Source organism: Shimazuella kribbensis DSM 45090 (assembly GCF_000428065.1).
GTDB lineage: Bacteria > Bacillota > Bacilli > Thermoactinomycetales > Thermoactinomycetaceae > Shimazuella > Shimazuella kribbensis.
Genome location: NZ_ATZF01000002.1, coordinates 140,432 through 165,015, shown reverse-complemented (window position 1 = coordinate 165,015; position 24,584 = coordinate 140,432). Strand labels below are relative to the sequence as shown.

General features: G+C 36.1%; 18 protein-coding genes. 12 read left to right on the top strand and 6 right to left on the bottom strand.

Annotated elements, in window-relative coordinates; all coding sequences use genetic code 11:
* Positions 1-44: 44 nt before the first annotated feature.
* Both A3GQ_RS0104235 and A3GQ_RS0104230 read right to left on the bottom strand, forming a co-directional pair.
* The gene (locus tag A3GQ_RS0104235; RefSeq protein WP_028775996.1) at positions 45-245 is read right to left on the bottom strand and encodes a hypothetical protein; all 201 of its coding nucleotides are present in this window, start codon (positions 243-245) and stop codon (positions 45-47) included.
* A gap of 12 nt (positions 246-257) precedes the next feature.
* Positions 258-3,515 carry a TrbL/VirB6 family protein gene (locus A3GQ_RS0104230; protein WP_028775995.1) on the bottom strand — a complete coding sequence of 1,086 codons (3,258 nt, stop codon included), beginning with the start codon at positions 3,513-3,515 and terminating at the stop codon, positions 258-260.
* A 739-nt stretch (positions 3,516-4,254) separates the two neighbouring features.
* On the opposite strand from A3GQ_RS0104230, the gene A3GQ_RS0104220 reads away from it, so the two are divergent.
* From A3GQ_RS0104220 to A3GQ_RS0104210, 3 genes are all read left to right on the top strand, one after another.
* Positions 4,255-4,689 carry an NUDIX hydrolase gene (locus tag A3GQ_RS0104220; protein WP_037463959.1) on the top strand — a complete coding sequence of 145 codons (435 nt, stop codon included), beginning with the start codon at positions 4,255-4,257 and terminating at the stop codon, positions 4,687-4,689.
* A 22-nt stretch (positions 4,690-4,711) separates the two neighbouring features.
* The gene (locus tag A3GQ_RS0104215) at positions 4,712-5,704 is read left to right on the top strand and encodes an NAD(P)/FAD-dependent oxidoreductase (protein ID WP_028775993.1); all 993 of its coding nucleotides are present in this window, start codon (positions 4,712-4,714) and stop codon (positions 5,702-5,704) included.
* A 717-nt stretch (positions 5,705-6,421) separates the two neighbouring features.
* Positions 6,422-7,276, top strand: a complete 855-nt coding sequence (locus A3GQ_RS0104210; RefSeq protein WP_028775992.1) for a VOC family protein — start codon at positions 6,422-6,424, stop codon at positions 7,274-7,276.
* Between the two features lie 95 nt (positions 7,277-7,371).
* On the opposite strand, the gene A3GQ_RS25545 is transcribed toward A3GQ_RS0104210, so the two are convergent.
* Positions 7,372-7,890, bottom strand: a complete 519-nt coding sequence (locus A3GQ_RS25545; RefSeq protein WP_051271194.1) for a chorismate pyruvate-lyase family protein — start codon at positions 7,888-7,890, stop codon at positions 7,372-7,374.
* 79 nt (positions 7,891-7,969) lie between these two features.
* Positions 7,970-9,199: a 4-hydroxybenzoate 3-monooxygenase gene (locus tag A3GQ_RS0104200; RefSeq protein ID WP_051271192.1), complete on the bottom strand. Its 1,230-nt coding sequence runs from the start codon at positions 9,197-9,199 to the stop codon at positions 7,970-7,972.
* 806 nt (positions 9,200-10,005) lie between these two features.
* Here A3GQ_RS0104200 and A3GQ_RS0104190 point away from each other — a divergent pair.
* Together A3GQ_RS0104190 and A3GQ_RS0104185 are read left to right on the top strand one after the other, a co-directional pair.
* Positions 10,006-11,028, top strand: coding sequence for an SUKH-3 domain-containing protein (locus A3GQ_RS0104190; RefSeq protein ID WP_028775990.1), 1,023 nt, complete (start codon positions 10,006-10,008; stop codon positions 11,026-11,028).
* Positions 11,029-11,118: 90 nt separating this feature from the next.
* Positions 11,119-11,670: a GNAT family N-acetyltransferase gene (locus A3GQ_RS0104185; protein ID WP_028775989.1), complete on the top strand. Its 552-nt coding sequence runs from the start codon at positions 11,119-11,121 to the stop codon at positions 11,668-11,670.
* A gap of 322 nt (positions 11,671-11,992) precedes the next feature.
* Here A3GQ_RS0104185 and A3GQ_RS0104180 read toward each other — a convergent pair whose 3' ends face one another.
* Positions 11,993-13,471, bottom strand: coding sequence for an Lsa family ABC-F type ribosomal protection protein (locus tag A3GQ_RS0104180; RefSeq protein WP_028775988.1), 1,479 nt, complete (start codon positions 13,469-13,471; stop codon positions 11,993-11,995).
* Positions 13,472-13,820: 349 nt separating this feature from the next.
* On the opposite strand from A3GQ_RS0104180, the gene A3GQ_RS0104175 reads away from it, so the two are divergent.
* Positions 13,821-14,348 (top strand): GNAT family N-acetyltransferase, encoded by a 528-nt coding sequence (locus A3GQ_RS0104175; RefSeq protein WP_028775987.1) that lies wholly within the window; start codon positions 13,821-13,823, stop codon positions 14,346-14,348.
* Between the two features lie 317 nt (positions 14,349-14,665).
* Positions 14,666-15,436, top strand: coding sequence for a class I SAM-dependent methyltransferase (locus A3GQ_RS0104170; protein ID WP_028775986.1), 771 nt, complete (start codon positions 14,666-14,668; stop codon positions 15,434-15,436).
* A 240-nt stretch (positions 15,437-15,676) separates the two neighbouring features.
* Here A3GQ_RS0104170 and A3GQ_RS0104165 read toward each other — a convergent pair whose 3' ends face one another.
* Positions 15,677-17,071: a hypothetical protein gene (locus tag A3GQ_RS0104165; RefSeq protein ID WP_028775985.1), complete on the bottom strand. Its 1,395-nt coding sequence runs from the start codon at positions 17,069-17,071 to the stop codon at positions 15,677-15,679.
* 333 nt (positions 17,072-17,404) lie between these two features.
* On the opposite strand from A3GQ_RS0104165, the gene A3GQ_RS0104160 reads away from it, so the two are divergent.
* The 5 genes from A3GQ_RS0104160 to A3GQ_RS0104140 all read left to right on the top strand — a co-directional run bounded on the left by A3GQ_RS0104160 (position 17,405) and on the right by A3GQ_RS0104140 (position 24,520).
* Positions 17,405-19,084 (top strand): NAD-dependent malic enzyme, encoded by a 1,680-nt coding sequence (locus tag A3GQ_RS0104160; protein ID WP_028775984.1) that lies wholly within the window; start codon positions 17,405-17,407, stop codon positions 19,082-19,084.
* A 585-nt stretch (positions 19,085-19,669) separates the two neighbouring features.
* On the top strand, positions 19,670-20,011 hold the full coding sequence (locus A3GQ_RS0104155) for a hypothetical protein (RefSeq protein ID WP_028775983.1): 342 nt from the start codon (positions 19,670-19,672) through the stop codon (positions 20,009-20,011).
* 443 nt (positions 20,012-20,454) lie between these two features.
* Positions 20,455-22,521 carry a ribonucleoside-triphosphate reductase, adenosylcobalamin-dependent gene (gene nrdJ, locus A3GQ_RS0104150; protein WP_028775982.1) on the top strand — a complete coding sequence of 689 codons (2,067 nt, stop codon included), beginning with the start codon at positions 20,455-20,457 and terminating at the stop codon, positions 22,519-22,521.
* A gap of 284 nt (positions 22,522-22,805) precedes the next feature.
* Positions 22,806-23,480, top strand: a complete 675-nt coding sequence (locus A3GQ_RS0104145) for a response regulator transcription factor (protein WP_028775981.1) — start codon at positions 22,806-22,808, stop codon at positions 23,478-23,480.
* Complete coding sequence (locus A3GQ_RS0104140) at positions 23,477-24,520, top strand: sensor histidine kinase (protein ID WP_037463954.1); 1,044 nt, start codon at positions 23,477-23,479, stop codon at positions 24,518-24,520. Before A3GQ_RS0104145 ends, A3GQ_RS0104140 begins: the two co-directional genes overlap by 4 nt.
* Positions 24,521-24,584 lie beyond the last annotated feature (64 nt).

The window sequence follows — 24,584 nt, the reverse complement described above, 5'->3', positions numbered from 1 at the left end:
CCGCAAAAATGATGATGGAAACTCCAGCCAGATGACAACAGATGCTAAAAGAACACCATGAGAATCAGTCCACGGATAAAACCAAAGATACCAATAATGGTTACGACTATGATAGGGATTAGTTTTTTCTTATTCCCTTTAATATCTTCAAACCACAGTGTAGCTTGATGTTTGAATTCTTCCAATCCCTCTACCAATTTTTGTTTAAAGGAAAGATTCTTTTTTGGATCTTGATATTCCGTCATTTAAAAACCTCCTTACATTTTCGTAGCGATGCTGCCATCGCTTGGTGGGTTAGAAGGGGTATTGTGTTTTTTTTTCATCTCTTTTTGCCATTGGCTTACCTTTTTAAAGGACTTAATAATATTCTCCATATCTTCTTCAAGTCGTTCGCGCATCGTTGCAGCTATGCTTGCTTGAACATTCATGGCATGGCGTACCCGCTCTATTTGTTTCTGTAGTTGTTCTTCATTCTGCTTCATGAATTTGTTTAATGTATCAGATGATGCAAACGCGTCTAGATTAGCAGTGGGATTACTTCTAACAAAGTTGAGCCTTTTCTGGATTTCATTTGCCATATGATCGGATGCGATTATGAGATCACTCGACATTCGAGTTGATAGTTCTATTGATTCTGTTGGTTTTTTCATTCCACTTTGCGTGGCAACAAAGTTAGCTAAGTCCATCGTCACTTGTAAATCGGTTTTACCGTTAGGTAGAGGGATACTTTGAGTTGTGGGAGCTGATCTCAAAATCTGGTTAATTTGATTTCGTAGAACACCTGCATCAAATTCAACGTTGGAATCCCCTGATCTTGTCATATTGATACTGCTTACTTGCACATCCACTTTCTGGGTTCCAAAAGTTCCTCCGCCACCAATGGGCATATCGACTTTCAGATTGATGGGTTGGGTAATCTTATCTGCTTGATAACCTTCAGTACGTAATTGTTCATAAATTTGTTTTTGAACCAAATCCAACATTTTTTGAGCTTCTTCTGCTGTGTTGGGTAGATGCTGTTTGAAGTTGCCAGTGACTTTTACATTTAACGATTCATTCCCAAAAGCACCTATTTTCCCTATAGGTGGTATTTGAATTTGATTCAGATCCAACACTACCGTACCAGAATTAGCAACTTGTTTCTTGAAATTGTCATAAACTTTAACACCTATCTCGTTTTTCTGCATTTGATATTTTAATTGACTAAAGCTTGCATATACCTCATCACCTATTGCATTTTTCGCATCTACACGTACTTGGGCAGAGTTCTCATGTAGGCGGTTACCCAACTGAAGCTTCTCAAATTGCTTTTGGACACCAGAATTCGTCATACTAGGTTTTGGAGTTGTTGTTTTTTCTTTCAGACTTAGATTGTTATAGGCATCTAATTTATTCTCAACGGATTTCCACTCATAACTTGCAGCTTCTTGCCACAACTCTACATTTTCAGCTCCAAACCTCCGTGAGAGCATCTCAAGTTCCAAGGAACCGGGAGGTGGCATATGCTTTGGCATTTCCCGAGTCATTTGCTGCGCTAGGGTGTGTTGATCGATTCTACCCAATGTTGCGGAATTATTTTTCGCAAATTGAGGTGCTACTTGATTCAGCATCGTTCTTCCTTCTGGAGTCGTAACATCTATACCAGATACGTCGTAAATATGATTGGCCATTGCCTTATCTTCTGGGAGTAATCCATCTGTTCGTTTTTGATAGGCTATCTGAGCGTCTTGCTTTTCTAATTTCTCTGCTCTGTTTTTTTGTATTTTCGAAGCTATACTATCTTTTCCTCCACCTAATTGATTGGTTGCTTCTTGTTTGATTGCCCCTTTCACGCCTTTGGTTGCTACTGTCATAGCAACCCTTGCGCCGTGTGGCATACCCGCTGCAGTCAAAGCAACTGCTGAGCCAATTCCTGCTGTTGTTTTCACCGCACCTCCAATTTTACTCATTACTAGTTCTGCTTCATTGGAAGTACCTTGGAGGAACATACCATTACCAAGTGGGATATTGGATAATCTTGTACGCAATTCTCTCATTGCTATAATCAATCCGATAAACATGCCAATAGCAAGTAACCAGATATTAAGAAATCCGATGTCATCTGCTTTAGATGCAAGAGCTGTTACCATTTTGATGTAAATCGCCAGAACGATCGTATAAAATACTTTCATAAATAAAGCTTGGATCATTGACCAACCCCACATTGCTGCTTCCTTCATACCATATCCTGGCCATAAACTGATTAACAGATAAACAGCCGCCAACAGACCTCTTCCAAGGGCGATGAACTGCCAGATAATCGTCAAAAAAGCGATATAGGCGAAACACATCATCGCAACAAAAGAAAACATCATGATGATGATGGAATGGGAAAGTCGTTGTGGAGCTTTATCTGCAGTCATCCATTTCATTTTATGCATAAAAGCACACTCAGGAGCTATATCCACCTTTTCTCCCTTTTCTCTCTTCAGTGCTTGTTCGTAATTATAAAGCAATTTCGCTGTACCACCACTCGGTGCTTTAGAGGTAGGACACTTTCTACTCCAGTTGTCATAAGCATCTTGCAATACATCATTTCGATCTTTCCCTAGAGGTGGATCTAACACTTTTTGCCAAGGGAGTTTGTTAGCGAGTTCAGGAGAACCAAAGTTAATCAACATATAGGGTAAATCGATAAAAATCCCGTCGAGACCCTCTTCCATGGTATTCAATGCAATTTTTCTATGCTTCTCAGCATTTGATTTTGTCAAATCTTTTGAGACTTTTTCTTGTGTCTCACTATCTATTAAACCAGCTAAGATCAAAATCGAGACATTCGTGCTAGCATTGCTAACACTTTGCAAAAAAGTTGGCAAATTCGCAAAAATGGAAGTAGATAACGCAATGATAATGAGCGAGTTTAGGAAGGTCGTCCATAGCTGTGTTTTTTTTCCGGAAATCCAATAGTAAACCATCCAAGCAACAGCAACTGTCCACATTAGATACATAAAGGGTTCCCAAATAGACTTTTCTAGATTTTTCATTGCTACTTTATATGCATCTAAAATATAAGTAATAATTTCCATGCTGAATGCCCAAGAGATCCATTTTACAATAAAGTAAGTAATAATAAGAAATTGTTGCCAGAACATCGTATTAAATATGTTAAGGTAGAAAGAAAGATCAAAATATTTTTCTATTGAGAACCCTATTTTGTCTGTTGCTACTCCTAGCGCACATCCACCCATTTCAAGAGCGCCTATGATGGGAATGGACGATAATAATCCTCCTCCTGGTTGACAATCACTTAATTCTTTTTCTTCAAAAGAAGTCTTGTAGTCAAGGATAAAAGTAGATTTACCATACTTTCGAAACATGGATTCGCTCTTCTCATCCGTCTCTTCTTTTGGAACCATATCTCCTGAATCTGGAGGCACATAGTAACTTGTATTAGCGGCTTCAGTGAGGGAGGGGAGGAACAATAGTAGAATTAATATGCCTAGAAATACCGTCATAAAGCGCCTGAATTGTTTCATCAGCTTACTCCTTCTCTAAATAAAGTAAGATTCAAAGGAATACTTTTATCTATTTCACGCTCCTGTGTTTTACAAAATGAAGCTATTGAATGCAGATTCACATATCTCTTATCAAAAACGTTGGTTGTTTTTGGATACAAATGAATCTCCTTCTTTCGATTTGAGTTCTACTAAATGGATGAGGAGTGATATAGATTGGTTAATCTAGCAGCTATTCTGTATACGATGTCTAAAATTTCAGTTTTGGGATCTCTTTATACTGAATAATACCATACGGTATGGTATGTTGCAATGAGTAAAAGTTGTGAGGCGATTTGGATTAGTAAACAAATATGATTCAGTGAGATCTAGAAGATACCGCTATTGCACACAGGTTTTAATGGCATCTGAAAGATGGAGAAAAGTAGCGTCTGATTTTGACTATCTTCGTAAATATGAAGAGGCTTCTTTTTATTTAAAAAAATAAACGAGATGAAATAAAATCTCGTCACGATTCTACGTTATCAGGGGATTGTATTACAGAGGTTGAATCATCTGGCAAATTTGACGGACTAGATCCTCATTTCTTGTCTATCACTATGATATATTTGAGATAGAATAAGGGAAGTTCATTTGAGTTTGAACAGATTACAAATTTCATAACCTTCCATATACATGAAAAATTTTCATTTTATATTGAGCATATCTTTGGTAGTGTCATTTTTTCTCTTTTATAAGAAAAGAATGGAGTGAATTCAAAATGATTATCTCCGTTTGTGCATATGTTGAAAACGATTTAGGAGAAGTTTTACTGGTAAAAACACATCTAAGATCAGACACATGGGAATTTCCGGGTGGAAATGTAGAAGAACATGAATCCATACACACAGCAGTACACAGAGAAGTCAGAGAGGAAACAGGGGTTTTGATCAAGCCTTTGGGAGTAACAGGAGTCTATCAAAATCTTGAAATGAATGTACTGTGCATTGTGTTTCGAGCAAAGTATGTTAGTGGGGAGATCATAAAACAAGAAAATGAGATTAGGGAAGCATGTTTTGTTAAATTAAATGAGAAAAATGTATCGGAATATATTACAAGGCCTAATCTCCAATCGCGTTATTTCGATGCAGTTAACAGCAATCTATCTTCAGAAGTTTGGCAGAATAGTTCTCAATTACTAACGAGCTGGGAATAATGAGTAGAAGAGGTGAGCGAAATTGACACATCAAAGGGAGATTTATGATATTACCATTATTGGTGGAGGACCTACTGGCCTGTTTACAGCTTTTTATGCAGGGATAAGACAAGCGAAAGTGAAAATTATTGAAAGTCTTCCTCAATTAGGTGGACAATTAACAGCGCTTTATCCAGAAAAATATATTTATGATGTCGCTGGTTTTCCCAAGATCCGAGCACAAGAGTTAGTCCATAATTTAAAAGTACAAATGCAGCAATTCGAGCCAACATTATGTCTAGAAGAATCTGTGGAACAATTAGAGAAACAAGCGGATGGGATCTTTAAACTAACCACTAATCGTGCAAGTCATTATTCAAAAACCATTATTATTACAGCTGGTAATGGAGCTTTCCAGCCTCGAAAACTAGAATTAGAAGAGGCAGCACAATATGAAAACATGAATCTTCATTACTTCGTAAAAGATATGAATCGGTTTGCAGGCAAGAAAGTCGCTATTTTGGGAGGAGGAGATTCAGCTATTGATTGGGCACTTATGTTAGAGCCAATTGCTGAAAAAGTGACAGTAATTCATCGCCGCGATAAATTTAGAGCCCAAGAACACAGCATAGAGAACTTGATGAAATCATCAATAGAGATAAAAACCCCATATGTTCCAATAGAATTAAAAGGAAAAGATTCGATTATACAAATTGTCATCAAGCATACGAAAGATGCGAAAAAAGAAAGTATTGTTGTAGACGATATCATTGTAAATTATGGATTTGTATCATCGTTAGGCCCAATGAAAGATTGGGGGCTCACAATCGAAAAGAATGCAATTGTAGTAAATTCTAAACAAGAGACCAGACTACCAGGAGTTTATGCAGCAGGAGACGTTTGTACCTATGATGGAAAAGTAAAGCTTATTGTCACAGGTTTTGGAGAAGGTCCTACTGCTGTAAACAATGCAAAAGCATATATGGATCCAAAAGCAAAAATTCAGCCTTTGCATAGTACATCTCTCTTCTCCTAAACATTTCAAGGTCAAAAAAGTTTGTTTACATTTGCTAAATAGGAAAGGATTTCTGGATAATGGATTCATCCTACCGATAATGGGAGCCACATTTATGAAGTGTGGCTTTTCTTTTTTGCAAACAATTGAATACGAGTTTTGCTTTCATTCGGGAAGCTTATAGAAATAGAATTGGAACATTGCTCAGAATTTTTAACACTATATTCAAATTAGCACATGGATATAGAAAGGAGAGGGTAAGATGATGATTGTTAAAAAAGAAAGACATAAGTTGGACGAGATGAGGATTATCATAGAACCTTATCTATCGATTGGATAGTAAGGAAGGCTCGCAAGTTAGGGATTTTGGTTGTTTTTGAATTAGTCAAGGAATATACTTACTTGACGAAACTTCCTAATGCGAATAAACTTACTTATATAAAGTAACTAAACATTGTCGTTTGCCGATAGTGAAGTAGGGGAAGCTATAAGAACCATAACGAATATAATGGTTTTTTTGATAGTTTGGGGTCTTTATGATCAGTAGAATATGGTTGGGTTTAATAGAATGAATGGTTTACAGTGATTATGTTGAGAGCTATGTTATGTTAAATTCCTTGCAGAATGTCAAGAATAAGGTCAAATGACAGGTTCTGAGGTGTTTTTATTGGTTATTTTGGTCATTTGTTTAGATAATAAGTTTTACATTTCAAGTAGTTGCAAACAGGAGTGAGAATGATGATTTTTCATCGTAAACCGAATACATTTGTAGGTCATGTGAAACTTAAAGTAGAAAACTTAGAACGATCACTTCGATTCTATCAAGAAATAATCGGTTTTAAAATTTTAGAGCAGTCCAAAACCACAGCTTATTTAACGACAGATGGTAAAACCAGTGTGTTATCAATTGAACAACCAGAAAACGTTATACCGAAACAATCACGTACAACAGGGCTATATCATTTTGCTCTTTTATTACCTACTCGTGCTGATTTAGGCAAAATATTAAAACACTTTATACAAGTTGGATATCCCCTACAAGGTGCATCTGACCACCTTGTAAGTGAAGCCCTATATTTAGCTGATCCTGATGGAAATGGTATTGAAATTTATAGTGACCGAGACTCTTCCAAATGGGTTTGGCATAACGGTAACGTAGAAATGACAACAATGCCATTAGATGCAGAAAGCCTTCTAGCTGAGGAGCAAGGAGATGGTTGGAACGGTCTGCCAGATGGAACTGTTATGGGACATATTCATTTACATGTTTCCGAACTAAAAAAGACGGAAGAATTCTATACTCAAGGTCTTGGATTTAATGTGGTACATCGATATGGAGATCAAGCACTTTTCATTTCTACTGGAAAATACCATCATCATATTGGTTTAAATACATGGAACGGTGTAGGAGCACCACCACCATCAAATAACAGTGTTGGTCTTGAGAACTTCAGTTTAATCCTTCCGAGCGAAGAAAAGAGAGAGCATATTGTGAACCAACTAAAGAACATCGGTGCATCAATCACTGAAAATAAAGGTTCAATTGTAACCGCAGACCCTTCTGGAAATCGTATCTACTTAAAAATTTCGTAATGTTTTAGGCTGCACACAACATACCTAAACTACCTGTTTCCCAAAACTCAGTAGGAAACAGGTAGTTTTCGTTTCACTCGGACCACTATTTATATTCATTTTGAAAGGTTCAAGCGATCAATTGGGAAATATTCGCAAATTAAAAACAGGTTTTTTCCTTGATGTATGGTATTACAAACTTTGTAAATCATCGAATCATCATCATTTAATCCGAGATGACTAGCTATATTCGAATCTTGAACTACGCCGAAATCTAAAATTTCTCGATAAAATTCCAATTTGTGTTTTTCGATGATCTTGCCGATTGGTGTGTTTGTATGATAAAGATCATGAATGATATCAAAACTTGCATTATCCTTATAAAAGAGTGTTTCTGCATAAATGAATGGACTAAAATGAGTATCTACTAAACAGATCTCTCGCAATATAGGTTTTTCAAACTTTTCCTTATGATGTTTTTTCAATAATTTTGGACAATGGATCATTTCTTGTTGATTTATGAGTTCTACTTTTAATTGAACATTGTATAGTATTTCAATTAATTTTGTGATAGATGCCGTTGTTTGAACAATGAGATTTCCAATTTTATTTAAGTGAAGTTGATTTATTTCCATTGGAGGTATACTTCCTTCTACTTAAATTTATTAGCTAACAATTTTCTTCAAATGCTCCGTTCGTGTGGAATATTATGTTTTATGGTTTCCATAAACCCACGTAATCTTCCGCGAACAGTTTTGCATATGTGTCGGATTGTTGTAATCTTTCAAGTCTAGCTTGACGTAAGCGGTTGGAAAAAGCTTGGTACTTGTTTTCGTCAGTGTCAGCAGTATGGTGAATCAATCGTATCATCCAATCAGAGAATTCTTGTGTCTTCCATATATGAGGCAGTCGGATGTTAGAATACTCCTTTAGTAAGCTTTTGTCTTGGTTTCGATAATATTGAATTAGTCCTTGAGAAAGGACATCAGCGTCTGCAATTGCTAGATTCATGCCTTTCGCTCCCACAGGGGTAATAATGTGTGCAGCGTCACCAGCAAGGAGAAGGTTTTTGTACTGCATAGGCTCCATCACAAAACTTCGCATGTTGAGAACTCTTTTTTCAATGATTGGGCCATGGATTAATTTGTTATCACCCTCAACCGCCAAACGTTTGTCTAATTCACTCCAAATCCGGTCATCAGGCCAATCCGATGATAGATCACTTGGGGGGCACTCCAAATAGAAACGAGTGATTTGAGAAGTTCGCGGCATCTGACCTGCAAACCCTGATTTGTGTAGTGCATATACCAGCTTTTCTGTTGAGGAAGGTACTTCAGCAAGAATGGCTAGCCATCCAATTCCGTATTGTTTCGTGATTGTCTTTACATGAGTGATAGGAATCGAGGATCGAGATATGCCATGAAATCCATCACATCCTGCTAGATAGTCAGCTTGAATATGTAATAGTAAATTACGAGAGTCATCATCTTGGTAGGAACAGGTAACTACCGGGAGATTATCTTCTAATCCTTCTATCTTGACAGCCGGATGGGAGAATAATATTTTTCCTCCACGAGAAATAAACAACCTAATCAAGTCTTGTACTACAAATTGCTGAGGATACACATAATGAGATCCACCGACCCGATCACCATATGGAATTTTATATCTGCGCCCATTTTGTCTAAATTCACACGTTGTATGCGGTATACCGTTAAGATCCAGACCTTCTGAAAAACCATGATGTTGTAGAAATTCTACAATATGGTGCTCAATTAATCCGGCTCGTGCTCTAGTTTCCACATGGGATCGGGACTGACGTTCAACAATAATACTGTCTATTCCTTCTTTTTGGAGTAGGAGAGCTAGTATTAGACCAGCAGGACCAGCTCCTACAATTGCTACCTGAGTGCGAATGCATTTTACGTTTTCATTGACATGCATTAAGTGCGTTTCTCCCTTCAGCTGCTTTGAATGGAAATAAGATTTGAATTTCGTTATTTATCAAAATCCCCTCAAGATCATCTAGCATTTCAGGAGATCTCAATTTTTTAGAATAATTATATTAATATTCGAAAATTTAACAATGAGAATTAGATCTTGTTATTATTTCATTAATGAAAACAACTTCATCTATCAGTAGATGAGTCAGCTTTATTCAAAGAGAATGGAATTTATTTTTCTTATATCAAACACAATGAAAACAAACAATATAATTCGGAATATTATTAATATAATAATTATTATATCGCTTATCATCTTTTTTGCAAATGATTATCATATTTGTCTTAAGACAGTTTAATTTGGCGAAAGGAATTTGGAAATGGAAATATCAGAAGTTATCTGAATAGTCAACAGACCTGAAATTATGCAGGTGGGGATAAAGAGAAGCGCAAGAAGGTTCCCTTTTACTAGAAGTGAAGAGGTTACTTTGTGTTTCTTAACCTTTGATTTGGATATTTCTGTTAGGGAAATTGCTCAAGTAGAGTTACTATTTTACTATTTTGAGACAGTGATCGTCTGGATTCTTGGAATTCAGGCGATTTTTTTAATATAAAATAGAGTTATTTGCATATTGTTTGATTGAAAATGTGAAGTTTACTTAACTAAATAATTGACTTTATATTTACTTGATTTTGTTTCTTCGTTATCGTGATAGATGAAACTCTTAAAATAGAGAATAAAAAGTAGAATTTTTGTGATGATCTGTTTTACATTCCTCCAAATTATATTTGAAATGGAGCTTTTGTATGAAGCCAGTTACATTAGATCAAATAAAACATAATCTTAAAGATGCAGGTTGGTATCCGGGGCGTAGTCAAGATCAAGAAGCGAAGAAAGAGTGGCAAGATAGAGCTTCCCTTTTGGAAAAAGAAGGATTCGAAGTAATTGAAAATCCAAAAATAGAAGCATTTTTGAAATCATACATCGGGATTGAGATGGAGCTTTGGAATGATGATGAACGATCCGCTATCTTTTCTACCAAATGGAATGGTGGATATATCAAACAAATCATTGATTTATCAAAAAACCGAGGACAATTGTTATTTCCAATTGGGATGAAATATTCCAGTCTAAAAGTTACTGGAATCCCTTATGATTCTATGCCTATCTGTATGGATGCCCAATCCCACTTTTTTGCTGTTTGGTTGGAAGAGTGTTTTTTTCTAGGGTCCAATGAATGGGAAGCTTTTCAAAATCTAATGAATCAAGGTTTTATTTCTGAAAAGAAAAAAGAGATAGCTAATTCATTTATCCTAAAAATACAGAAAGAAAGTCTTGTAAAATCACAGAGGATAGTGACACCTACACAAGATCAACTAAAACATAGTCTGCAGAAAGCAGGGTGGTTTATAGGGCGCAATAAGAATCAAGAGGCAAGGCAACAATGGGAGCAAACGATTCTTGATGCGAAAAAACAAGGATTTCAAATAGAGTCTTTTTCTAGTGTAGAAAAATTTCTCCGCTCTTATGTAGGAATCAAAATGGATCTTTGGAGTTCGGATAAATGGTCTTCTTATGTATCTCTTGGTGGTATTTTTGGAAACGACATAGAAGAGATGATTGTACAATCAGAGTTGCTACAATTAACTTTATTTCCAATAGGCATAGAAGTCACCTGTTTGGATCATTCTCCTTATGAGATCACTACATTATGTATGGATTCCCAATCGCGTTTTTATGGCATCCATTGGTCCGGATTTTACTTCATTGGATCCAATGAGTGGGAAGCTTTTCAAAATCTTAGAGTTCAAAATTGGATTGAGATATAGATGGGAAATGTTGATTAAGATGGATAAGAGACAGTCTAAATAGGCTTTTGTGTAAGCATAGATTTTTATTTTTTTCGTTAGGGGGATGTTATGTTTTCTATTCGAGTGAATTCCGAAGTTCAACTACGATTAATGCAGCAGAAGGACAGTCCAGTCATTTTTCAATTAGTAGAGCGTTCTCGTCCCTATTTAGGTAAATTCCTTCCTTGGGTGGAACATATGAAATCGCTAGAAGACTATAAAGCAGTAATCCAAAGATGGCTTCTACAATTTGCTGAGAACAAAGGGTTTCAAAGTGGTATTTACTTTCAAGGGGACTTTATCGGAATGATTGGGATTCATCCGATTGATTGGACTGCAAAAATGACTGCCATTGGTTATTGGCTTGATGAAAAACATCAAGGAAAGGGAATTATGACCCAATGTTGTCAAAAAGTAATGCATATTTGTTTTGAGGAATATGAATTGAACCGTTTGGAAATTCGATGCGATCCTGAAAATGAGAAAAGCAGAGCGATACCGAAAAGATTGGGATTTATTCAGGAAGGAGTGTTAAGAGAAGTGATGAACCAAAATGGGGAATATCGTGATTCGGTCGTATATGGGTTGTTAAAACAGGAGTATAAGGATTTTTCATTGTGATAGGAAAGTTACCCAATAGAGAAGAAAGATACTTTTGTATGTTGGAGTTGCTGGTATCCTAAATTTGCTTTAGTCTTATTCTCTTAAGTTCGAAATGGAAAAACATCAAGATTAATATCAGTAGGGCAACTATTTGATGAATAGTTGCCCCTTTTGTTCTTATCCAGTGATCTTAATAATTCGACAACCTTTGCGAATCTTTGGGAGAAACATTAAATTGTAAACATGGAAAGAAAAATAACTAAATTGAGTTTTAAAGTGTTATTTAAGTTTTACTGAGAAAGTTTGTTGTTTGTTACAGATTCAACCTTGAATTTTCCTACTAAAGTTCGATGGTTTTAGTAGCAATATTTTTGCAAAACTCACGGTCATGTTCCACAAAAAGAATGGTTGGCGAGTATTCGAGTAACAGATCTTCAATTTGCATACGAGAGATGACATCAATGAAATTAAGTGGCTCATCCCAAATATGTAAATGAACTTTCTCACAAAGACTTTTTGCAATCAAAACTTTTTTCTTTTGTCCTCCGCTGAAAGTCGCAATATCTTTTTCAAATTGAACTCTGGAAAAATCAAGTTTCCTTAAAATAGACTTAAACAAACTTTCATCAATCCCGTTATTTTTGGCATAGTCTGTTAAATTACCCTGTAAATGCGAGGTATCTTGGGAGACATAAGATATTTTCAGTTGATTTCCTTTTCTAAAAATACCAGTGTAGTCCATGTTTTCTCCACAAATAAGTTTGATGATACTTGATTTTCCAGAACCATTTTTCCCAGAAAGCGAGATTCGTTCCCCTTGTTCAATCGTAAAACTAATATCTTTGCAAACCACTTTTTCGCCGTAATATATAGAGACTTTTTCAAGTTCAGCCAGTTGATTTTTATGATGAATAAGTTGTGAAATCTTTAAGCTGTCTGCGTTTTCAATATTTTTGAGTAGCTTAGACTTGTCTTCCATAGCCGATAGTTGTCTTTGTTCAATTGATTTAGAGCGTTGCATCATCTTAGCAGCTTTGTGACCGATATATCCTTTATCTACTTTGGAACCAGAGTTTTTCGTTCCATTTTTCGTTTTTTCCACTTTATGTGACCAATTGCTTTTTTGGTTTGCCGAATTCGACAAACGTTTGATGTCCTTTTTTAATTTTTCATTTTCTGCAAGCTCGTAGTTATCTTGTCTCTTTTTATTATCCCACCATGTGCTGAAATTACCTTTTTGAATTTCAATGCTGGTCTTATTGATGGAAAGGATGTGATCTACGCAGTTATCGAGAAAGGATCTGTCATGAGACACTAAAATGAACCCTTTTTTGGTCTGTAGATAATCACTTACTATTTTTCTTGCATGGCTATCCAGATGGTTGGTAGGTTCATCAATTAATAAAAAACTATTTTCTTTAAGAAACAAAGCAGCCAACAATGCTTTCGTCTGTTCTCCATTGGATAATGTTTCGAATGGTTGATATAAGACATCCTCGGAAAGGTGAAGTAAGGAAAATTCACGTATTAATTCCCAGTGGAGGTAGTCTGGAAATATTTCTTCGATTACATGAAGGGTAAGCATTTGTTGATTTTCGACAGGATAAGGGAAATATTCAAAATCAACACCAGTTGAAATTTTGCCGCTATATTCTAATTTACCAAGCAATAAATTGAGAAAAGTTGTCTTACCTCTCCCATTTCTTCCGGTAAATCCTAATTTCCAATCGGTATCTATTTGGAAACTCACATTTTCAAATATGTTATCGTAACTGTTTTCATAGGCAAACATCAGATTAGTAACATGAATCAAAGACATAAAATCATCCTCCTTAAAATAAAAAGAGAAAAGCCACAAGAAAGTTACTTTCTTGTGGCTCAAAATGAAATACAATAAACCTAACCCACGTGTGGTGTTAGATTTAGGTATATGATTTGAGTGAAAGATGTAGTAACTTTCTTGCATATAGAAAATAAAACAAGCGGAATGTGCTTTTATTGTTTTATTTTAGTAGCAAGAAAACATTACATACATTTTTCAACTCCCATTATCAAATTAGAGATATCTTATCATACCTAATTTCCAATTTCAACAAATAGGGATAAGATTAAATATTGTTAGTCTGATAAAAGAAAATCAAAGAGAACATAAAATAAGGTGATACATGATGGATCATTCTATCCAAATCCGAAAAATGAAACAAGAGGACATTTCTAATGTCTACAAAGTATTTCGCGAACATGACATTAGAAAGCCTTTCGAATATATCGAACAGTGTTGGAAAGAAAATCAAACTGGGAACCGTATTACTTTGTTAGCTTTTCATAATGAAGATTTTGCGGGAAGCTTGCATTTACTTGCTAGAGCTAAATATCCTTGCTTTGTTGAAAATGGCATCCCGGAAATTAATGACTTTAATGTCATTAAACCATTTCGACGATTGGGCATTGGAAATCAATTAATGGAATATATCGAACAAATTGCATTTGAAAAATATGGGGTTGTAGGGGTAGGAGTCGGAATGCATATTCATTATGGACAAGCACAAAGGCTATATGCAAAAAGAGGATATATACCAGACGGGAGAGGTCTTACCTATCATAACAATCAACTTAATCCCGGTGTGAAGATTTATGCTGATGACGATTTAATATTGTACATGATAAAAAATGTTAAGGAGAGTATTCACCTGTAACGGAGAAGGATCAGATTTACTTTAAAAAATACTACAAATAGACCATGCTTTTTTCTAAGTGGATCAATCTAATCATGTTAAAAGGACACTTTATGTAGATCTTTTATTAAGGTGTGACAGGATTTCGATTCTGGACAGATAAGCAGAGATTAGTAGCAGAATAAAAAACTTTAGTTCGATTCCAATACTTGAACCGAGCAATAAATTTGTATAAATAATAAGTAAAATGGTGATGGAAAAGAAAACCTTGTTCAAAAACTTTTGTGATGATGGAAATGATTAAAGTTTGTAACTAAATTTAGATGAGAGATGTGAATATGGAGACATCAACTGAAAACTTTTATGATGAAATGGCTGATGATTATCATTTGATTTACTCAGACTGGAAAAAAGCAGTTTTACGGCAGGGTGAAGTGTTAAGTGAATTCATTCTTTCTAAATTTGGGAATAAAAACCCAGAACAACTTTCCTTATTAGATTGTTCCTGTGGAATTGGCACTCAAGCGATTGGATTAGCGAAAAAGGGGTTTAAAGTGACTGCTACTGATCTAAGTTTGAAATCAGTCTCACGTGCGAAAAGAGAAGCTGCTTTATTTCAAGTAAATATCGATTTTGGAAGAGCAGATTTTCGTTCATTAGCTAAAAGCATCGCTGGGAAATTCGATGTCGTTTTATCAGCTGATAATGCAATTCCCCATCTTTTAACAGACGAAGATTTGCTCAGTGCTTCACAAAACTTAAAAGATAAGCTTCAGGGTAATGGCTTACTTGTTCTTACAATTAGGGACTATGATTCAATAGTAAAAAGTAAACCTGTATCTACACAGCCACGTATTTTTGAGGATGGTAGAGTTATTACTTTTCAAGTTTGGGATTGGTCAGAAAAGAGAAATATTTATGCGATAAATCATTTTATTATGAAAGAAGTAGACGGACAATGGCTGACAAAACACACGAAGACTACTTACAGAGCTTTATTAAGGCAAGAGCTTTGTGACATCCTAAACAAAATTGGATTATTTGATGTAAAATGGCACATGCCAGAAGAAACAGGTTTTTATCAACCTATTGTAACTGCTCGAAAATAGCATTCTCCATCATTACGATTGACCCTTGATAGTAGTGTTGCGCTTCGATTGTTAGTCATCAGTGAAAGAGAAAATCCATTTATCAGGAAAAAACAGAGTTGTAGAGATAAATCTAACAACTCTGTTTTAATTAAGTTATAAACATAATTTGAAAGTATTTATTTTTTATTGATTAAGTGTAGTTGTGATGCAGAAAACAGAACCATAAGTTCTTTAAGTAAAGAGAGAAGTTCGTTCAATTTATGGAAACTCTGGTAAATGCAAATAATCCTTTTGTGCTTCACGGTATATCTTTACCCATTGTTTGAGGCTAGAATGAGTGGGAATCATTCCAGATTGTTTGGCTTTAAGATAAGTAGTTGTTCCGTTCATCTGCTGGGCGACTTTTTCGTTATAGATTTTTGTTATATAAACAACATCGTTTTGATTGTATAAGACGGAATAATCAAACGTACCAAGAGACTTGTAGGCATCAAGATTTTGCTTTAGACTAGGCCAGTCTGATTTTTTAACGGCTGAAATCTCTGCGATTACAAGAAGAGTCAGCTTGTTTTGGGCTAAGGGTATGCCAAAGGTTATGGCATGGGTTTGAGGGTCTAATGATGCTTGTATTTTATCTCTCCATTCGGGAGGATACGTTATACGTAGACCGAGTAGGTAATCTTCATATTGTTGATAAACTAAGTTTAGTTTGTTCTCTTCTTTCCAATTATACCAGCGATAGATGGTTGGTTGCTCGGCATTGGAAAGGGTTCCGGTATTCATGGCCATGTCTGTATAGGCGATATCGAGGATGCCATCATGATTGATATCTTGACTCTTCACATTATAGAGACGGTGGTTCTGCTCGTTATCAAGGTAGTCAAAGGCGTCGTGTAATTTACTATTTTCGATATAAAAAATCCCAGCTTTTCCGCTGTGAGCACCAATGGAGATATCAGCCACAATGCCAAGTCGATTTTTTTGAACTCTCCCTACAGTGATGTAACTCATCACAATGGTACCTTCTATTTTTTTGGTATCTTTCACCTTTAGTTTTTGTTGATGTGGTTCATAAAGAACGGCCTTTGTGTGCATGTCCTCTTTCTGATAGAGTATTAATTCTGTTTGTTGATCTTGATCCAAATCATCAAAGACGGTAGCAGTAGTTTCTTGCTCAAGGATAGGAATCATTTTTTGTTTGTTCCACTGAAGTACTTTGGTTGTTGCTTCGAATTCCGTTTCTCCTTCTATGCTAAGGACAATCTCAGCTGTTTGATCTCCAGTTAGATCGCCAGCTCCTCCTAGTTGAAAATGATTTCCGGTGAACGTTTCTTGGGTGATTTTTTTCCATGTTTGTGCCTCTTTTTTGATGATAATTATTCCCATTTGGTGATTTTGTTTAAATAAACCAATCCCTTCCTCTTGTTGATCACCATCGAGATCGGCAACAAAAAAAGGTGTTCGGTTATTTCCGTACTTGGGCGAAGTCCATTTTGCTCCAGTCGGTAAAAAAAGGGCCATTTCTTTTGCTAATTGCTCAGATGATATAGGATTGGAATTTTCTTTATGTGTTTTTGGAGCTGTTGGCTTAGAGCAAGCTACTAGACAGATTGAAAAGATAAGAATGCAAAGCAAAGAACGAAGTTTGTACATGTATAATTTTCTCCTTATTATCTATATAGTGTTTAGTATAAATAAATAAGTCATATAGTGGAATAAGGATACTATTCAAAAAAACTCACTTGGTGATTTAAATCAGCGAGTTAAATATTTAAAGAATAGCAAAATACACTTTCGGTTTCTTATTATCTAAAGTAGGTGATAGGAGGATATACTTGTTTATGGTAGTTATAGGTAATTCTTTTGGTTGATTCCACTTATAACAATACAAAAAATCATGTATGTTTTCTCCATTCTTTTGATGATTTTAGGTATGCTAGGGGAAAATAATTTTACTCAAAATAGGTTTCTATTGGAGGAACACTTATGTATGATCACCAAGAAACAACACTACGAGGTCATAGTATTTTAAAGTCCCCAAGGTTAAATAAAGGGGTAGCTTTTTCAATGGAGGAACGGCAATCACTTGGACTAAATGGGTTACTTCCACCATCAGTCTTGACTATTGAAGAACAAGTATCCCGTTCATATGAGCAGTTTAAAGAGCAGTCTGATGATCTTAGCAAATATGTGTATCTAAGTTTATTACGAGCACGAAATGAAATTTTGTTTTATCGATTAGTTTCTGAGCATATAAGCGAAATGTTGCCGATTGTATATACACCAACAATAGGATTAGCGATCCAGCGTTACAGCCAAGTATATCGTGGACCTCATGGAATATATCTTTCTATTGATGATCCAGATGGTATTGAAGAGGCATTCCGCAATTTGAGAGTCAATCCAGAAGATATTGATTTGATTGTTGCTACAGATGGAGAGAGAATTTTAGGTATTGGAGATTGGGGGATTGGCGGTATTGATATCGCCATTGGCAAACTCACCGTATATACAGCAGCTGGAGGTATTGATCCGAGTAGAGTTCTTCCGGTGATTTTAGATGTTGGAACCAATCGCGAAAGTTTATTAAATAATCCTTTGTATATCGGACGTAGACATCCTAGAGTACGTGGAGAGCGATATGATGCTTTTATCGATGCTTATGTAAACACTGCACATCGGATGTTTCCTAAAGCAATGTTACACTGGGAGGATTTTGCTCAGCCTAATGCTCGTCCTATTTTAGAGCGATATCAAGATAAACTTTGTACGTTTAATGATGATATTCAAGGAACTGGTGCCGTGTCCTTAGCTGTTGTATTATCTGCGGTTCGAGCATCTGGGATTCCGTTAGAACAACACCGGATTGTCGTTTTTGGTGCTGGGTCAGCTGGGATTGGAATCGTAGAACAGATTCGTGATGCAATGGTACGCAATGATCTATCAAGAGAGGATGCAAACCGCAAGTTTTGGTGTATTGATAAGTTTGGATTACAAGTAGAGAACATGGAAAGTCTTGCTGATTTTCAACGTCCTTATGCTCGATCTACTCATGAAGTCAGTCATTGGGATCATAATGGAACAGAAGGCAATATTTCTTTTGATGAGGTTATACGACAGGTACATCCAACTATTTTGATTGGAACTTCGACAGTTGGAGGCGCGTTTACAGAAGAGATTATACGAGAGATGGCGGCTCATACGGATCAACCTATCATTTTGCCAATGTCCAATCCTACAAGTTCCTCGGAAGCGATCCCAGTTAATTTGCTAAATTGGACGGAAGGCAGAGCACTTATTGCTACAGGAAGTCCTTTTCAACCCATCACTTACAATGGTATCGTTTATCAAATTGGTCAGGCTAATAACGCATTTGTCTTCCCTGGAATCGGGTTAGGAACCATTGTGTCACAAGCAAAGCGGGTGACTGACAATATGTTAGCTGCGGCAGCAGGAGCAGTAGCAGAAATGGTAGAAATAACAGGACTAGGTTCTTCTCTCTTGCCTCCAGTGGAAAAACTGCGTGAAGTGTCTGTAGTCGTTGCTACCCGAGTGGTGCAAGCTGCTATCGAGGACAGAGTGGCTAGAAATCATCCAAGTAATATCGAACAAGCGGTTCAAACTGCTATGTGGCAACCAGAGTACCGTCCTTTAAGAGGCATTTAGATAGTAGGTTGTGTTTCCCTACTATTGATCAAGCTGTTTATAAAAAACTGATTTGGTCTTAATAAAAGAAAGTCTCCATTCTTTAGAACATAGCATGGGAGGCTTTCTTTTTTTGTTGACATCAATCCTCATATTCTAAGTTTGAATAAATACAGATATGGTTACGAATGGAGTATTTATGGACTTTTTAATTAAATCGCTCGCTTACTTCTTAAAGTTGTTATAATAATAGTACGTATCAGTACAAGATGATAAGGTCCAAACCCTTTAGGAAGCTCTCGTGAAGTTTCTGTTCAAGATCGCCGCTGTCGCCATGATGATCCTCGCATGGGCAGTGTCCTGCGTGGCGCTGTAATCCTTTCAGACTGGGAAACCATCTCAGTCAGGATCTCGTTCGGATTGAGTCAATCACTCTGAACTCCGACAATAACATTTTTCCGATAGATAAGTCTTTGAAGAAAAAGTACGCAATGATACCAAGAATTAGATGGATTGATGATTTCATTCTTTTTTGGAGTTTCTATTAAACAAGGAATCCACTCCAATGGAGAATGGAGAATCGATAAAGTATATAGGAGATAATAGATGAGCCGTCAGAAGAACCATCAGTTTAATGGAGTTTTGGAGTTTCTCTTTCTTCTTATTTTTACTGTTCTTGTTTCCATAGGTACATTTTTTTATTTTAACCAATGTGATATTGGTATCAACTCCAATGCTAGTGCTTTCGCTGTCCTTTTTGTTTACACACCTATATACTTCTCGTTATTCACTTTGACGACCATGATCAGTCTATTCGTTCGTTATTTTTACTCTGTTTCTACTTTGATTCAGTGGACAATATCCATTACGAGCAAATCTATTCTAGCTATTTTGATAGGTTTGTATCTAGTAAATCGTTTTGCAGACTATCCTATGGCAGTTTGTTAGCCAAATGGAGTGTAATTAGAGTTTCTGTATCTCATTTGTAGAGTACAATGGACAACATTATTTATTGTTTGGGGAAATAATAAATAAAACGAGCTGATTTGTGTAATAACTGATCAGCTCGTTTTATTTATGAAAAGTATTCCTTTCATCTGTATTCCTATTTCATCCTATCGTTTTAAGACAAACGAGCTTCTACTACAGCCAGGCGAACCATGGCAATAAAAAATATTTATCATGAAAAAAGCCGTAGAAAGGTCTGGTTTCCTTCCGTTTCAAAGGTGCAGAATTTTCATGTCGAATTTACCTCTTCACACCATATGTAGTATGAGTTATACTCTAATAGGACTACATATGGTTTATATAAAACTTAAACGACTCATGTTTTGTTGATTTTAATCAGATAAATTTAACATACCTATGGAAAAGGAAATGGAAGGAAACGGATGAAAATGAAGTTAACCGATAAATTTTTAGCACAATACGATGAATTCCCGGAACAAATGACAGCATACTCTAGATTTGTGTATTTACGTACATATTCACGCTGGTTACCAGAAGAAAAGCGAAGAGAGACATGGAAAGAAACGTGCAAAAGAGCGGTTGAATATAATTGTTCTTTGGTTGAGGAGACAACCCAACAAGAAGCGGAATATCTTTTTGATAATATGTTTCATCTTCGTCAATTTCTCTCTGGCAGAACACTTTGGATTGGTGGTACGGAGGCTGCAAAAAAATATCCTATGGCCAATTTTAACTGTAGTTTTGTTGTAATGGACGACTTTGAAGCCATTGATGATTTATTTTATTTGCTGATGGTTGGTACAGGAGTTGGATTTCGAATTCTTCAATCGGATGTTGCGAAATTCCCTAAAGTTCGAGATAACCTTCAGCTGATACATTCACCATATAAAGCAACACCAAAACATGCACGAACAGACCATACCTCGATTGTTTTTACAGGAAATGTTGCTGAGATCAAAGTTGGAGATTCAAAAGAAGGCTGGGTACAAGCATTGTCTTTGTATTTCAAACTCTTTTGGAATAAAGATTATCGTAGCATTGAAGCCGTAATTATAAATTATAATGATGTCCGTCCAAAAGGAGAACGACTAAAAACGTTTGGTGGTACTGCATCAGGACATGCTTCTTTAAAAGTAATGTTTGAGAAGATACATGATGTACTTACAACTGATAGATTTACAGCAAAGCCAAAAAATGGACAACTAAGACCCATCCATTTACTAGATATTTGTAATATTATTGGTCAAAATGTGGTCATTGGCGGGGTACGACGTACTAGTGAAATCGCATTGCTGGATGCAAAAGATGATGAGACGATTGTCGCGAAACAAAATCTTTGGCAATATCCAGATAAAAGTCACCGTTATATGAGTAATAACAGTATTTTTTACGAAGAAAAACCAACATGGGATCGTTTGAAATGGCAGTTTGATGTATTAGAGAATGAAGGAGAACCATGTTTTGTTAATGCAGAAGCTGCGAGAAAAAGACGTCCAAATTTCCAAGGCGTGAATCCATGTGTGGAAATATTGCTTGATTCACGTGGTCTTTGTAATTTAACAACAATTAATATGATGTCCTTTGTGAAAACAGGCAAGTTAGATCTCCATGGGCTTTTAGAAGCACAAAAACTTTCTGCACGAGCGGGTTATCGGATGACGAACGTCGATTTAGAGCTATATAAATGGGATGCTATTCAAAAACGAGATAGACTAATTGGGTGCTCCATAACGGGTTGGAAAGATGCAATGGAAGCACTAGGATACAATGAAGAACAAGAACAACTTTTGCAACAACAAATGCGAGGTGCTGCTCGATTGGCAGCTGATGAATACGCGGATTCTTTAGGAACCCCACGTCCTTTGTTGACAACAGCAGTAAAACCCGAGGGAACAATTTCACAAGTTGCTGGAGGAGTATCGTCTGGACTGCATCATACTCATTCTCCATATTTCATTCGCCGAGTGAGAATAAATTCGACAGATCCATTGTGCAAAGTCGCAGAGGAACTAGGATGGTCTGTTCATAATGAAGTTGGACAAGGGATAACGATTACAGATGAAAGTGGTACACAACGATATATACCTGTCGATACCAAAGTCATTGAGTTTCCTATCTCTTCTCCAGTTACACGAACCAAATACGACGTTTCTGCAATAGAGCAATTGAATACGTACTATAGTTTTCAAGACAATTATACTGAGCATAACTCATCCAATACGATTTCCGTGAAAGATGGAGAATGGGAAACAGTTGCTGATAACATTTATACACACTGGGATGAGATGGTTGCCGTATCATTTCTAAAACTAGATGGTCATTCTTATGAACTAGCACCGTATGAGAGTATTACAAAAGAAAAATACGAAGAAATGAAAGCAAATATGAAGTCTTTTGATTATAGATTATTAGAACGATTTGAAGATGTTGGCGAAGATTTTGAATTGGAAAATGAAGAATGTGCAACAGGCGCTTGCCCTGTGAGGTGAATACGATTAGAGATGGAGGATTCTCCATCTTTTTTTGTTTGTATAAAGTCAAAGCTTATATGACAAGCATCAAAAAAGGGGAGCAAGAAAGGTAATGAAGTTACTAAGTTTTGGCGAACTGCAATAATTTTTTAGTACAGTAATATTACGATGATTTGACATTGTACTTGTTGTTTACATTCTGTTTATATCTCTATGAGAAACTGTACTTGATCATTTATCACTATCTTTTAAATGAATTTCCCGAATAAAGCTTTAGGAAAGAAAGTGGGGTGGCGTTGACTATGCAAAAAATATTAGTTGTAGACGATGATCCAAACATCCGCAAATTAATCGGAATTATTTTACAAGAAGAAGGATTTTCTATTGTTCCTGCTTCAGATGGAATGGAAGCATTATCAAAGTTAGAGACAATCAAAGTGGATATGGCCATTCTTGACATAATGATGCCAAATATGGATGGATGGGAATTATGTTTAGAACTGCGTAAATATTATGATATCCCCTTACTTATGCTGACTGTTCTTGGGGAAACCGACGAAAAAGTAAAAGGTTTTCAATTGGGAACGGATGATTATTTAGTGAAACCATTTGATCGACGAGAACTAGTTGCAAGGGTTTATGCATTGTTAAAACGATATCAAATAATGGCTTCCAAAATCATTCAAGTTGGAGAGTTGTTTATGAATCGAAGTACATATGAAGTTAAAATCGATAATATGCCTATAACCCTACCGCTCAAAGAGTTTGAACTTTTATATAAACTTGCGAGTCATCCAGGTAAGACTTTTTCACGTGATCAATTGATTGAAGACATCTGGGGTTATGATTATAAAGGAAACGAGAGAACGTTGGATGTACATGTAAATCGGTTGCGGGAACGTTTCTCCGTTAGGGAGCAGTCAATTAAGATAATAACAATACGAGGGCTGGGTTACCGTATAGAGGTAGGATCATGAATAAATATTCTGTCCAGAACATAGCAGGCATTATGATTGTGTTAATTCTTTTTATCGGGTGTTTAACCGCAGCTTTTTTTCTAACTTCATTTCTCTATACAACAATAGAAATATTTCCTTCTGCACTAGTCGTTCAGGTTATCAATTCGTTGCTTGGTTTGATGATCGGAGCAATCTTGATAAAGATTGCAGCAAGATTTGATCGTCCAACAAAGGGATTATTTGATTCTATCATTCATGCTCAAAAAAAAATTTCTTCTGGTAATTATGAGGTTGAATTGGATACGAACGGGAAGGAACTTGGGCCATTTGGAGAGCTGGTGGAAAGTGTGAATCAAATGGCGATCGAGTTGAGTAAGATGGAAAAAATGCGAAAAGAATTTATAGCAAACGTATCTCATGAAATTCAATCTCCACTTACCTCTATCCATGGTTTTGCACAGACGTTGCGAAATAGTCAGTTAAGTCCAGAAAATAGAATACATTATCTTGATATCATTGAATCTGAAAGTGTTCGGTTATCTAAAATGAGCGATAGTTTGCTAAGATTAGCATCTTTGGAAGCAGACACCATGAAGTTTGAACCAGAAATTTATCGGTTGGATAAGCAGTTAAGAAGCATTATTCTAGCTTGTGAGCCTCAGTGGTCCGATAAAAACATGAACATGGATATCATGTTGGAAGAGTTGGAAATACGAGCAGATAAAGATATGATGGGCCAAATTTGGATAAATTTAATACATAATAGTATTAAATTTACACCCAAAGGCGGAAATATGAGCATTGCTATACGCCAAGATGGCGAAGACATTGTAGGGGTAATATCCGATACAGGAATTGGGATATCTCAAGAGGATCAAATCTATATTTTTGAGCGTTTTTTTAAAACAGATCGATCGCGAAAGCCTGCTAATCAAGGCAGTGGTTTAGGGCTTTCCATTGTAAAAAAAATGGTGGACATGCATAAAGGGAAGATTACTGTAGAAAGCAAGCTGGGGTTGGGTTCTACTTTTACTGTTACTCTTCCAAATAAGAATTAAAAAACAAGACAAAAGAGAAACAGGGCTGCTTTTCGGATATGTGGAACAGACCCTGTTATTTTTT